Origin of the sequence: Egicoccus halophilus (genome assembly GCF_004300825.1) — a bacterium.
GTDB lineage: Bacteria > Actinomycetota > Nitriliruptoria > Nitriliruptorales > Nitriliruptoraceae > Egicoccus > Egicoccus halophilus.
Genome location: NZ_CP036250.1, coordinates 2,102,532 through 2,115,128 on the forward strand (window position 1 = coordinate 2,102,532; position 12,597 = coordinate 2,115,128).

Annotated in this window: 11 protein-coding genes; 7 read left to right on the plus strand and 4 right to left on the minus strand. The window is 70.6% G+C overall.

The features are described from left to right. Positions 1-26 precede the first annotated feature (26 nt). The 7 genes from uvrC to tpiA all read left to right on the plus strand — a co-directional run bounded on the left by uvrC (position 27) and on the right by tpiA (position 8,128). Positions 27-1,961, plus strand: coding sequence for an excinuclease ABC subunit UvrC (gene uvrC, locus ELR47_RS09360; RefSeq protein ID WP_130649659.1), 1,935 nt, complete (start codon positions 27-29; stop codon positions 1,959-1,961). A gap of 2 nt (positions 1,962-1,963) precedes the next feature. After that, positions 1,964-2,860, plus strand: coding sequence for an RNase adapter RapZ (gene rapZ, locus ELR47_RS09365; protein WP_130651301.1), 897 nt, complete (start codon positions 1,964-1,966; stop codon positions 2,858-2,860). Further along, a complete protein-coding gene (locus ELR47_RS09370; protein WP_130649660.1) occupies positions 2,857-3,774 on the plus strand; it encodes a gluconeogenesis factor YvcK family protein in 918 nt (305 codons plus the stop codon). The genes rapZ and ELR47_RS09370 overlap by 4 nt, the downstream gene beginning before the upstream one ends. After that, entirely contained in the window at positions 3,771-4,742 is a 972-nt protein-coding gene (whiA, locus tag ELR47_RS09375; RefSeq protein WP_130649661.1) for a DNA-binding protein WhiA, read from the plus strand. The genes ELR47_RS09370 and whiA overlap by 4 nt, the downstream gene beginning before the upstream one ends. Positions 4,743-4,930: 188 nt before the next feature. Then, on the plus strand, positions 4,931-5,935 hold the full coding sequence (gene gap, locus ELR47_RS09380; protein WP_130649662.1) for a type I glyceraldehyde-3-phosphate dehydrogenase: 1,005 nt from the start codon (positions 4,931-4,933) through the stop codon (positions 5,933-5,935). 82 nt (positions 5,936-6,017) lie between these two features. Next, on the plus strand, positions 6,018-7,217 hold the full coding sequence (locus tag ELR47_RS09385; RefSeq protein WP_229730507.1) for a phosphoglycerate kinase: 1,200 nt from the start codon (positions 6,018-6,020) through the stop codon (positions 7,215-7,217). 137 nt (positions 7,218-7,354) lie between these two features. Then, positions 7,355-8,128 (plus strand): triose-phosphate isomerase, encoded by a 774-nt coding sequence (gene tpiA / locus ELR47_RS09390; RefSeq protein ID WP_130649663.1) that lies wholly within the window; start codon positions 7,355-7,357, stop codon positions 8,126-8,128. 238 nt (positions 8,129-8,366) lie between these two features. Here tpiA and ELR47_RS09395 read toward each other — a convergent pair whose 3' ends face one another. The 4 genes from ELR47_RS09395 to ELR47_RS09410 are packed head-to-tail and all read right to left on the minus strand — an operon-like array spanning position 8,367 to position 12,487. After that, positions 8,367-9,419, minus strand: coding sequence for an ABC transporter ATP-binding protein (locus ELR47_RS09395; protein WP_130651303.1), 1,053 nt, complete (start codon positions 9,417-9,419; stop codon positions 8,367-8,369). Positions 9,420-9,433: 14 nt separating this feature from the next. Further along, a complete protein-coding gene (locus ELR47_RS09400) occupies positions 9,434-10,516 on the minus strand; it encodes an ABC transporter ATP-binding protein (RefSeq protein WP_130649664.1) in 1,083 nt (360 codons plus the stop codon). Beyond that, the gene (locus ELR47_RS09405) at positions 10,516-11,520 is read right to left on the minus strand and encodes an ABC transporter permease (protein WP_130649665.1); all 1,005 of its coding nucleotides are present in this window, start codon (positions 11,518-11,520) and stop codon (positions 10,516-10,518) included. Before ELR47_RS09405 ends, ELR47_RS09400 begins: the two co-directional genes overlap by 1 nt. Beyond that, positions 11,513-12,487 carry an ABC transporter permease gene (locus tag ELR47_RS09410; protein ID WP_130649666.1) on the minus strand — a complete coding sequence of 325 codons (975 nt, stop codon included), beginning with the start codon at positions 12,485-12,487 and terminating at the stop codon, positions 11,513-11,515. The genes ELR47_RS09405 and ELR47_RS09410 overlap by 8 nt, the downstream gene beginning before the upstream one ends. Positions 12,488-12,597: the final 110 nt, after the last annotated feature.

The following is a 12,597-nucleotide window of genomic DNA, read 5'->3' on the forward strand; positions in this document are numbered from 1 at the left end:
GCCTTCCGACCGCCTGGCCAACGACCGTGCGCAACCCCGCCCTCGCCTTCCGTCCCGAACCCGGCGCCATCCCCGAGGCGCCGGGTTGCTACCAGTTCAAGGACGGGCACGGACGCGTCGTCTACGTCGGCAAGGCCAAGTCGTTGCGGCAGCGGCTGGGGAACTACTTCCAGGCCTGGCACAACATCGCCCCCCGCACACGCGCCATGCTCGAGGCCGCCCGCTCGGTCGAGTGGATCGTGGTGGACAGCGAGGTGGAGGCGCTGCACCTCGAGTACACGCTCATCCAGCGCCACCGTCCCCGCTACAACGTCCGCTACCGGGACGACAAGTCGTATCCCCACCTGGTGTTGACCGCCTCGGAGGAGGTACCGCGGGCGCGGGTGCAGCGCGGGCGGGTCGCCAAGGGAGACCTGCGCTTCGGTCCGTACGCCCACGCGTACGCGATCCGTGAGACGTTGGACCTGCTGCTGCGCACCTTCCCGGTCCGTACCTGCTCGCAGGGCATCTACGACCGGGCCGCGCGTACCGGCAAGCCGTGCCTGCTGCACCACATCGACCGTTGCGCCGCACCGTGCGTGGGCAAGATCTCCCTCGAGGACCACCGCACGCTCGTCGAGCGGCTCGGTCACTTCCTCGACGGGGAGACCGGTCCGGTGCTGCGGCAGCTCGAGGCCGACATGCAGGCGGCCTCGGCGGAGCTGAACTTCGAGGCGGCGGCCCGCCTGCGCGACCAGCTCACCGCGGTGCGCAAGGCGTTGGAGAAGCAGCAGGTCGTGTCCGCGAAGAGTGAGGACTTCGACGCGATCGCCATCCACGAGGACGAACTCGAGGCCGCGGTACAGGCGTTCTTCGTGCGACGGGGACGCCTCGTCGGGCGCAAGGGCTGGACGGTCGACAAGGTCGAGCCGCTGACCACGTCCCAGTTGTTGACCTCGTTCGTGCTGCAGCTGTACGCCGACCGCGACGACGACATCCCGCCGCAGGTCGTGGTGCCCGTCGAGCCCGACGATGCCGAGGCCCTCTCCCTGCTGCTCGCCGAGCAGCGGCGGCACACCCGTGCCGGCTCGCGTGGCCGGCCGATCCAGCGGGTGCGCTTCCAGGTGCCCCAGCGTGGGGACAAGGTCGCCTTCCTCGAGACGGTGACGGAGAACGCCCGCGAGGCGTTCCAGCGGGCGCGACTGAAGCGGGCCAGCGACTTCGAGAGCCGCAGCCGGGCGCTCAAGGAACTCCAGGACACCCTGGACCTCGACGAGGCACCCCTGCGCATCGAGTGTTTCGACATCTCCCACCTGGGCGGCACCGAGGTCGTCGGCTCGATGGTCGTGTTCGAGGACGGTCTGCCCAGGAAGTCGGACTACCGCCGGTTCAAGCTCTCGATCGACCGCAACGACGACTTCGCCTCGATGCAGGAGGTGATCCGGCGTCGTTTCGCCCGCCTGGCGCAGACCCAGCAGGCCCCGGCACCGTCCGAGGTGGCCGCCACGGAGCAGGCGGTGCGGCGCTTCGCCTACCCGCCCAACCTGGTCGTGATCGACGGTGGCGTCGGGCAGCTCCGTGCCGCGCTGGCCGGCGCCGGCGAGCTGGCCACGGCCGACGTGGCCTTCGTCGGACTGGCCAAGAAGTTCGAGGAGCTGTGGGTACCCGGGCGGTCCCGTCCGGTGGTGCTGCCGCGCGGCAGCGAGGCGCTCTACCTGGTCCAGCGGGTCCGCGACGAGGCGCACCGGTTCGCGATCACCTACCAGCGCAGCCGGCGGAGCTCCTCGGTGGCGTCCTCGGCGCTCGACGGCGTGGCCGGCGTGGGACCGGCCCGCCGCAAGGCCCTGTTCCGTTCCTTCGGATCGGTCGCGGCGATGCGGCGGGCGACGGTGGAGGAGCTCATGGCCGTGCCCGGCGTCTCGCGTACGATCGCGACCGCCGTGCACGATCATCTCCACGCCACCGTCGAGGATGCCCCGTGACCATGCTGTCGGACCGCGTCGACGAGGGCACCGTCGAGCGACCGGAGATCATGATCATCACCGGCCTGTCCGGGGCCGGCCGCTCGACGGCGTCCAACGTCGTGGAGGACCTCGGCTGGTTCGTGATCGACAACCTGCCGCCGACGTTGATCAGCCGCGTCACCGAACTCGCCTTCGTCCCCGGATCGTCGGTCGGCCGGCTGGCGCTGGTCGTCGACGTCCGAGGGCGCGAGTTCTTCAGTGCCCTGCTCGACACCATCCACGAGCTGCGCGCCAGCGAGGCCGACCTGCGGGTGCTGTTCCTCGACGCCGACGACGACGTGCTCGTCCGTCGCTTCGAGGAGACCCGACGGCGGCATCCGGCCGCCGACGACGCCGGCGTCCTCGCGGGCATCCGCAACGAGCGCGACCAGCTCAGCGAGCTGCGGGGCATGGCCGACCTGATCATCGACACCAGCGACCTCAACGTCCACGAGCTGCGTGAACGGCTGGTGGCGGTGCTCCAGGGCGACGAGGGAGCGCAGCTGCGGGTCGAGGTGGTCTCGTTCGGGTTCAAGCGAGGCACGCCGCGCGACGCCGACCTGCTGTTCGACGTGCGTTTCCTGCCCAACCCGCACTGGGTCGAGGAGTTGCGTCCCTTCACCGGACGCGACGCGCCGGTGCGCGACTACGTGTTCGGGCAGCCGGAGAGCGGTCCGTTCCTCGAGGCGCTCAAGCGTCTGCTCGACGTGGTGGTGCCCGGCTACGTGCAGGAGGGCAAGCGCTACCTGACGATCGCGATCGGGTGCACGGGCGGCAAGCACCGGTCGGTCGCCATCAGCGAGGAGGTCGCCCAGCACCTGCAGGCGACGACCGAGCTGTCGATCAACGTCCAGCACCGGGACCTGGGGGAGGAGTGAGCGGCGGGGCGAGCTCCTCCTCGGCCGTCGCCGTCGGCGGAGGCCACGGCCTCGCACGGACGTTGGCGGCGCTGCCACGGGTGGTCGGGCGGGTCACCGCCGTGGTCACGGTCGCCGACGACGGGGGATCCTCGGGCCGCCTGCGCCGTGACCTCGGTGTGCTGCCGCCCGGTGACCTGCGCATGGCGGTCACCGCGCTGGCGCGGGAACGTCGGTTGGCGGAGTTGCTGCAGTACCGCTTCCCGCGCGGTGAGCTCGGGGGGCACAGCCTGGGGAACCTGGTGCTCGTGGCCCTGCAGGACCTGGTGGGTGGTGACCTGCAGGCGGCACTCGACGAGCTATGTCGGGTCCTGGACGTACCCGGACGGGTGCTGCCGTGCACGACCACCCCGGTGACCCTGCACGGTCGGGCCGGCGGGTCGCAGGTCCGTGGACAGGCGTCGGTGTCGTCGACGCCCGGTCTGGAGCGGGTGTGGCTCGAACCCGCCGACGCGGCGCCCGCCCCCGCCGTGCTGTCGGCGGTCGCCGCCGCCGACCTCGTCGTGCTCGGGCCGGGATCGCTGTACACGAGCCTGCTGCCCAACCTCCTCGTCCCCGGCCTCGCGCGGGCGCTGACGGAGGCCGCCGCCCCGGTGGTGTTGGTCGCCAACCTGCGCGAGCAGCCGGGGGAGACCCAGGGCATGTCGCTGCGGGACCACCTCGACGCGCTGGCGGCCCACGTCCCCGGGTTGCGCATCGACGTCTGCGTGGCGCACGACGGGGAGGCCCCGGAGGGCTCGGGCGAACCGCTGCGAGGCGTGGGGCTGGACGACTCGGTGGGTCGGGTGGTCGGTGCCGACCTGCTCGACGGTCGGGACGGGCACGATCCGGCGGCACTGGCACAGGTCTTCGCGGCGTTGCTGTCGGGACGATGAGCGGCTCGTTCACGGAGGACGTGCGCCAGGAGCTGGCCAGACTGCCGCTCGGATCGGCGGCGGAGACGCGCGCGGAACTGGCCGCGCTGCTGCGCCTCGCCGGCAGCCTCACCGTGACCGGGGGAGAGAGTGGGATGCGGCGCCGGCTGGAGGTGTCGACGGGTTCGGGCGCCGTCGCCCGGCGCACGTTCGCCCTGCTCCAGCGCCGCTACGGGCTGCGGGCGCAGCTGCTGGTGCGCGCTCCCGGCGGCGTGCGACGTCGGTCGACCTACGTCGTACGGGTCGAGCCGGAGGCCGACGAGGTCGCCGGCGACCTCGGCCTGCTCGACGCACGCGGACGCCTGCGCGACGGCGTACCCGACGACCTCGACGACGCGGCCGCGCTCGCCTATCTGCGCGGGGCCGTGCTCGCCTCGGGCTCGATCTCCGACCCGGGCCGCGACCCGCACCTCGAGATCGCCACCCGCAGCGGGGCGACCGCGACGGCACTGGCTGCGCTCGTCGATCGTTGCACCGGTGGCAGCGCACGTGCGGTCGAGGCGTCGGCCGACCGCGAACGTCACCGGATGGTGATGAAGTCCGGCGCCGCCATCGAGGACCTGCTCGCCTCGGTGGGGGCCACGGTCGCCTTCCTGCGCTGGGGCGAGCGTCGACTGCGCCGGCAGTTGCGGGGTGACGCCAACCGGCTGGCGAACGCCGACGCGGCCAACCTGCGTCGCACGATCGACGCGGCCGGCACCCAGGTGCGGGTGGTCGAGGAACTCGTCGACGCCGTCGGCTGGGACGGGATCGAACCCGAGTTGCGGGTGGTGGCGCTGGCACGGCTGGCGAACCCGGGCGCCAGCCTGCAGGAGCTCGGACAGTTGCTCGACCCGCCGGTGGGCAAGTCGGTCGTGCATCGGCGCCTGCGCCGACTCGAGGCACGGCACGCCGAGGTGGCCCCCGGTGGACCCTCGACCGTCGGTTGACGCGCCGCGAAGGCACACCCCCGGCCGTGCGTCCAGGGTCGTTGGCCCGGCCGATCGGTGACCCGGACCCCGGTGACCCGCCGCAGAGGCCGGTGGTAGGGTCGGTCGCCAAGGCGGTGAACGTCCCCAACCGCCACACTCCGACGGCCCGATCCCGTCTCCCGTCGTCCTCAAGGAGCGAAGAACCGATGTCCCTGCGCGTCGCCATCAACGGCTTCGGCCGTATCGGCCGCAACTTCCTGCGAGCCGCCAAGAAGCAGGGTCTCGACCTCGACATCGTCGCGGTCAACGACCTCACCGACACCGCCACGCTGGCCCTGCTGCTCAAGTACGACAGCGTCCACGGTCGCTACGACGGCACCGTCGAGACCGAGGGTGACGACCTGGTCGTCGACGGGGACCGGATCAAGGTCCTCGCCGAGCGCGACCCGGCCGACCTGCCCTGGAAGGACCTCGAGATCGACGTGGTCGTGGAGGCGACCGGCTTCTTCACCAAGCGCGACGACGCCGCCAAGCACCTCACGGCCGGGGCCAAGAAGGTCATCATCTCGGCACCCGCGAAGGACGAGGACGCCACCATCGTCCTCGGCGCCAACCAGGACATCTACGACCCGGAGAACCACGACGTCATCTCGATGGCGTCGTGCACCACGAACTCGGTGGTCCCGATGGCCAAGGTGATCGACGAGGCCTTCGGTATCGAGCAGGGCCTGATGACCACGGTCCACGCCTACACCGGTGACCAGCGGCTGCACGACGCGCCGCACAAGGACCCGCGGCGCGCCCGCGCGGCCGCGCTGTCGATCGTGCCGACCACGACCGGTGCGGCCAAGGCGGCGGCACTCGCCCTGCCGCAGCTCAAGGGCAAGCTGGACGGCCTGGCGCTGCGCGTGCCGATCCCGTCGGGCTCGATCACCGACCTGGTGCTCGTGGTCTCGCGCGAGGTCACGGCCGAAGAGGTCAACGCGGCCGTCAAGGAAGCCGCCGACGGGCCGCTCAAGGGCATCCTCGAGTACAGCGAGGAGCCGCTGGTGTCGATCGACATCGTCGGCAACCCGCACTCGTGCATCTTCGACGCGCAGAGCACCATGGCCAACGGCAAGCTGGTGAAGGTGATGGGCTGGTACGACAACGAGATGGGGTACTCGACCCGTCTGGCCGAGGCCGTCGTGTTCGTCGGCGACCAGCTCTAGGCCGCATCACCTCTCCGCACGATCTCCGGCCCGCGCTCCCGTCGAGGTGGCGCGGGCCGGCCCGCTGAAGAAAGGCTCCGGCGTGACCTCCCTGCTCAACGGTGTCCCGACACTCGACGACCTCGACGCGGCCGGTCAGCGCGTGTTCGTCCGCGCCGACCTCAACGTCCCGCTGCGTGACGGGCAGGTGACCGACGACCTGCGTATCCAGTCGTCGGTGCCGACCATCCGCCGTCTGCTCGACCAGGGCGCGCGGGTCGTGGTGGCCTCGCACCTGGGACGACCGAAGGGCGCGCCGGACCCGGCCTACGCGATGGCGCCCGTCGGGGCCCGTCTCCAGCAGCTGCTGGGGACCGAGGTGTTCGTGGCGACCGACGTGGTCGGCGACGACGCCAGGACGAAGGCGGCCGGGTTGCAGCCCGGGCAGGTGCTGCTGCTCGAGAACCTGCGCTTCGACGCCGGCGAGACCGCCAACGACGACGACTTCGCGGCGGCGCTGGCCTCGTTCGCGGACGTCTACGTCGACGATGCCTTCGGCGCGGCGCACCGGGCCCACGCCTCGATCGCCGGCATCCCCGCCCGCCTGCCGGGCTATGCCGGCGGCCTGCTCGCGCGGGAACTCGAGGTACTCGGCGGGCTGCTCGAGGATCCGGCGCACCCGTACGTGGCCGTGCTCGGCGGCGCCAAGGTCAGCGACAAGCTGACGGTCCTGGAGAACCTGCTGACGCGCGTGGACGCGATCGCCGTCGGTGGTGCGATGGCGTTCACCTTCCTCGTCGCCGAGGGTCACGACGTCGGGGCCTCGCGGGTCGAGACCGATCAGGTCGAGGTCGTGCGCGAGCTGGTCGGGGCCGCGCGCGAGCGCGGGGTCGACGTGCTGCTGCCGCAGGACCTGGTGGTCGCGGCCGGGTTCGACGAGCACGCCGCTGCGACCAACGTCCACGTCGACGACATGCCGTCGGACCAGATGGGGCTCGACATCGGCCCCGCCACCGCCAACGCGTACGCGACGGCCATCAACCGCGCGGGCAGCGTGTTCTGGAACGGTCCGATGGGCGTGTTCGAGTGGGAAGCCTTCGCCGCCGGCACGCGGACCGTCGCCCAGGCCATCGCCACCGCCTCGGGCTTCACCGTCGTCGGCGGCGGGGACTCGGCCGCGGCGATCCGACAGTTCGGTCTCGACGACCAGGTCGACCACGTCTCGACCGGCGGCGGCGCGTCCCTCGAACTGCTCGAGGGCAAGGACCTGCCGGGTGTCGCCGCGCTGCGGCGCGGCGAATAGGGCGCGCTGCGGCGCAGCGCGTGCGGCACCGACGCCCGGTGCCCGGTCGCGGTGGGCCGACTGTCGGCGGTGGCCGGGCACGCCGGTCGAGCGTCTAGGGTCGCGGGCCAGGTTCCGACGCACGAAGGAAACGAAGCGTGACCGAGCGGGTTCCCGTCATCGCCGGCAACTGGAAGATGCACCGCGACCACCTCGAGGCCATCCAGCTGGTCCAGAAGCTCGCCTACCACCTGCAGGAGGACGACTACGAGGGGCAGGAGGTCGTCGTCTGCCCGCCCTTCGTGGCGCTGCGGTCGGTCCAGACGCTGCTGCAGTCGGACAAGTTGCCGATCCACCTCGGCGCACAGAACTGCCACAGCGAGGACGAGGGCGCCTTCACCGGGGAGATCTCGGCGACGATGCTGGCGCGGTTGGACGTGCGCTACGTCGTGGTCGGCCACTCCGAGCGGCGGGAGCTGTTCGGGGAGACCGACGAGATCGTCAACGCCAAGGTGGCGGCAGTCCAGCGGCACAAGATGCGACCGATCCTGTGTGTGGGTGAGGTGCTCGACCAGCGGGAGGCCGGCCAGGCGGTCGACGTCGTGGTCTCCCAGCTGCAGGGGAGCCTCGCCGGCATCCGGGTCGCCGACCCCGAGGAGCTCGTGGTCGCCTACGAGCCCGTGTGGGCCATCGGGACCGGGAAGACGGCGACGCCGCAGGACGCGCAGGACATGTGTGCGGCGATCCGGACCGAGCTCGCGTCGCTCTACGACGAGCAGACGGCCGCCGGCATCCGGATCCAGTACGGCGGCAGCGTCAAGCCCGGCAACGTCCGCGAGCTGATGTCGCAGCCCGACATCGACGGCGCGCTGGTGGGTGGCGCGAGCCTGTCCAGCGAGGACTTCGCGTTGATCGTCGGCCACCGCCGCTGATCGTCGGCCACCGCCGCTGATCGTCGGCCACCGCCGCTGATCGGGGGGGCCACCGCCGCTGATCGGGGGGGCCACCGCCGCTGATCGGGGGGCCACCGCCGCTGATCGGGGGGGCCACCGCCGCTGATCGGGGGGGCCACCGCCGCTGATCGGGGGGGCCACCGCCGCTGAGGACGGGCCGAGACGGCACGGGCCCCGCCTGCTGGCGGGGCCCGTGCGGTCGGTGGTGTCGGCGGGCTCAGCCGCGGATGGTCGCCTTGGGCTCGGCGAAGTGGCACGCACTGGGATGACCGTGTCCGAAGCGGTCGACGAGCGCGGGGACCTCGGTCGCGCAGATGTCCTCGGCCTTCCAGCAACGGGTCCGGAAGCGGCAGCCCGACGGGGGGTTGGACGGGCTCGGCACGTCCCCCTCCAGCACGATGCGCTCCCGCTTGCCCCGCAGCCGCGGGTCGGTCAGCGGCACGGCCGACAGCAGGGCCTGGGTGTAGGGGTGGGTCGGGCTCTGGAAGATCTCCTGCTTCGTGCCGAACTCGACCACGTGCCCGAGGTACATCACCGCGACCCGGTCGGAGAGGTGACGGATCACCGACAGGTCGTGCGCGATGAACAGGTATGCCAGCCCCAGTTCGTCCTGCAGCTCCTCGAGCAGGTTGATGACCTGGGCCTGGATGGACACGTCGAGCGCGGACACCGGCTCGTCGAGGATCAGCAGCTGTGGGTTCAGTGCGAGCGAGCGGGCGATGCCGATGCGCTGTCGCTGACCACCGGAGAACTCGTGCGGGAACCGGTTGCCGTGTTCGGGGTTGAGCCCGACCAGCCGCATCAGTTCCTTCACGCGGTCCTTGCCGCCGTTGCGGTACCGCCCGTAGATGCGCAGCGGCTCGCCGATAATCTCGGCCACGTTGATGCGCGGGTTGAGCGAGGCGTAGGGATCCTGGAAGACGATCTGGATCTCGCGGCGCATCTGGCGCAGCTGTCGCTTGGACATCTCGGCCAGGTCGTGTCCCTTGAAGTACACGTGTCCCGCCGTCGGGTCCAGCAGGCGGACGATGCAGCGTCCCGTGGTGGACTTCCCGCAGCCGGACTCGCCGACGAGGCTGACGGTCTCACCGGCCCTGATCGTGAGGCTGACCCCGTCGACGGCCTGGACGGCGCCGTACTGGCGGTTGAAGACCCCGCCTCGGATGGGGAAGTGCTTGGTCAGCCCCTCGACGCGCAGGATCTCCTCACCGCGCTGTGCCCGCTCGTGCAGTTGGTCCTCGGGGACCGGCTCGGGACGCGTGGAGGGCATCGAAGCCGCGGTGCTCATGCCTCGCTCCCTTCGATGCGGGCGCCGGTGGCCTTCTCGACCTCGGCGACCTCGCGGGCCATCTCCTCGTGGAAGTGGCAGCGCGACCCACGCATGGGTCCGAGGTCGTACAGGGCCGGCTCCTCGGTGCGGCACCGGCTACGACCACGACCGAGGTGGCAGCGCGGATGGAAGGCGCAGCCGCTGGGGAGGTTGATCAGGCTCGGTGGTTGCCCGGGGATCGGGACGAGCCGTTCGAGGTCCTGGTCGGGGCGAGGCAGACTGGAGAGCAGCCCCAGCGTGTAGGGGTGCTTGGGGGAGTGGAAGATCTCGTCGACGGTGCCGGTCTCGACCACCCGACCGCCGTACATGACCACCACGCGGTCCGCCATCTCGGCCACGACGCCCAGGTCGTGGGTGATCAGGATCACGCCGGCGTTGGTCTCCTCCTTGGCGGCCTGGAGCACCTCGAGGACCTGCGCCTGGATCGTGACGTCGAGCGCGGTGGTCGGCTCGTCGGCGATCAGCAGCTTGGGTCGGTTGGCCATCGCCATGGCGATCATGGCGCGTTGCCGCATGCCGCCCGAGTACTCGTGCGGGTACTGGTCGAAGCGCTGGTCGGCGTTGGGGACCCCGACCAGCTCGAGCAGCTCGACCACCCGCTTGCGGGCGACGTCCTCGCTGACGTCCTCGTGCACGAGGATGGCCTCGGCCAACTGGTCACCGACGCTCAGGACCGGGTTGAGCGAGGTCATCGGGTCCTGGAAGATCATCGCGACGTCCTTGCCGCGGACCTGACGCAACTCGCGGGAGGACAGCTGGAGCAGGTCCTGACCGTCGAGGATGATCTCGCCGTTGGCGATCCGGCCGGGCGGCTGGGGGATCAGCCCGAGGATGCTCATGACGGTCACCGACTTGCCGGAGCCGGACTCGCCGACCACGCCGAGCGTCTCGCCGGGGTAGACCTCGTAGCTGACGCCGTCCACGGCATGGACGACGCCGTCGCCGGTCTTGAACTCCGTGACCAGGTCACGGACCGAGAGCAGCGGCTGCACGTCGCGTGCGGACGGGGCGTCGACGAACTGGGGCTCGGATCCCATCACTTCTCCTGCTGGGTCGGGTCGAGCGCGTCGCGCAGGCCGTCACCGATGAAGTTGATCGCGAGCGCGATGGCGACGATGGCGACACCGGGCATGACCACGAGCCACCACTGCGTCTGCATGGAGCTGCGGCCTTCGTTGATCAGCAGGCCGAGTGCGGGCGTGGGTGGGTTCACGCCGAAGCCGAGGAAGGCGAGTGTCGCCTCCAACAGGATCGCCGAGGCCAGCGTCAGGGTCATGTTGACCAGGATCGGCCCGATGGTGTTGGGCAGCATGTGCCGCGCGATGATGCGCAGGTCACCGGCGCCGCAGGCGCGGGCGGCCTGGACGTACTCCTTCTCGCGCAGACCGAGGAACACGCCGCGGACGATGCGAGCGAGCGACGGCCACACCAGCAGCGCGATGATGATCGCGATGCGGGTCGGCTGGCCCTGACCGAGGAACGCCGCCGCGATCAGCAGGACGGCCAGCAGCGGGACGATCACGATCAGGTCGGTCAGGCGCATCAGGATCGCGTCGACCCATCCGCGGTAGTACCCCGCGACCGAGCCGATGACCGTGCCGAGCACCGTCGTGACGATCGCGACGATGCTGGCCACCTGCAGCGAGACCCGGGTCCCGTAGATGACGCGGCTGAAGTAGTCGCGTCCGAGCTGGTCGGTGCCGAACAGGTGCCAACCCTCGAACGTCGGCGGGGTCGAGCGCGCGATGACGTTGATCTCGTCGTAGGCGTACGGGGCGATCTGCTCGGCGAAGACCGCGGCGATGACGACGACGAGCAGGAACACCAGGCTGCTCATGGCCAGCTTGTGCGACAGGAACTTGCGCCGGAACAGCTGCCACTGGCTGCGGATGACGATCTGGCTGCCGTCGGAGTAGTCGTCGCCGAAGTCGTGGTCGGTCCGGTGCAGTCCCGCGTCGTCGGTGGCGATCTCGTTGCCGCCGGAACCCTGGTCGGGCGGCGTGTCCTGGGCTGCCGCGCGCTTGCGCGAGGATTCACTCATAGCGGATCCGCGGGTCGAGGTAGCCGTAGATGAGGTCGGCGGCGAGGTTGGCGATCATGAGGAAGGTGCCGGTGATGACCAGCCACGCCATGATCGGGTACGGGTCGCGTCGACCGAGGTAGTTGATGAAGTATCGGCCCATGCCGTCGAGTCCGAACACCGTCTCGATGACGATCGCGCCATTGATCAGGGTGCCGAACGACAGCGCCGCGACGGTCACCGTCGGGATGAGGGCGTTCCTCATCATGTGCCGTCGCGTGACGATGCGCTCGGGAAGGCCCTTGGCCCGCGCGGTGCGGATGAAGTCGGACGACATCACCTCGAGCATCGAGGCCCGCATGTACCGGCTGTAGCTGGCGATGGAGAAGATCGCGAGGCAGGTGATCGGCAACACGAGGTGGTGGGCCCGGTCGAGCCAGAACTCCAGCCCCGTGCCCGGATTGGCCGACGACAGGTTGGCGATCGGGAAGATGCGCACGCCGGTCGCCTGGAAGATCATCACGACGATGACCTGGAGGATGAGCGCGAACCAGAACGCGGGGAACGAGAAGCCGATGAAGCTCAGCGTCGTCGTCGAGTAGTCGAAGACGCTGTACTGGCGTTTGGCGGAGACGGCGCCGAGCACGACGGCGATGACGAAGGCGATCACCTCGGCGGCCACGACCAACTGCAGCGTGTTGCCGATCACGCGTTGCAGATCGGGCCAGATGGGCCGGGGCGAGAGCAGGTACTCGCCGAAGCCACCCTGCGGGATCTGCTCGATCCACCGCAGGTACTGCACCGGGAAGGGGTCGTCGAGGCCGCGCATCTCGCGGACGCGGTCGATCTGTTCCTGCGTGATGTTCGGTTGGGCTCGCAGGTCGGCGAGCGGGTCACCCGCGGAGGACACGAATCCGAAGACCAGGAAGGTCGACAGGATGAGGATCGGGACCGTGATCAGCAGGCGGCGCAGCGCATAGTTCAGCACGCGTCGAGTCCTTCCCGGATGATGGAGGAGTGGTCACCGGGCGGGGCCGGCGCCCGTTCGTGTGAACGGACGCCGGCCGGGAAGCTACCGAAGGCTCCCGATTCCCGTCA

Coding starts and splice junctions, on each gene's coding strand:
- rapZ (WP_130651301.1), top strand. CDS start 1,964: ATGCTGTCGGACCGCGTCGACGAGGGCACCGTCGAGCGACCGGAGATC.
- whiA (WP_130649661.1), top strand. CDS start 3,771: ATGAGCGGCTCGTTCACGGAGGACGTGCGCCAGGAGCTGGCCAGACTG.
- gap (WP_130649662.1), top strand. CDS start 4,931: ATGTCCCTGCGCGTCGCCATCAACGGCTTCGGCCGTATCGGCCGCAAC.
- ELR47_RS09395 (WP_130651303.1), bottom strand. CDS start 9,419: ATGCCCTCCACGCGTCCCGAGCCGGTCCCCGAGGACCAACTGCACGAG.
- ELR47_RS09400 (WP_130649664.1), bottom strand. CDS start 10,516: ATGGGATCCGAGCCCCAGTTCGTCGACGCCCCGTCCGCACGCGACGTG.
- ELR47_RS09405 (WP_130649665.1), bottom strand. CDS start 11,520: ATGAGTGAATCCTCGCGCAAGCGCGCGGCAGCCCAGGACACGCCGCCC.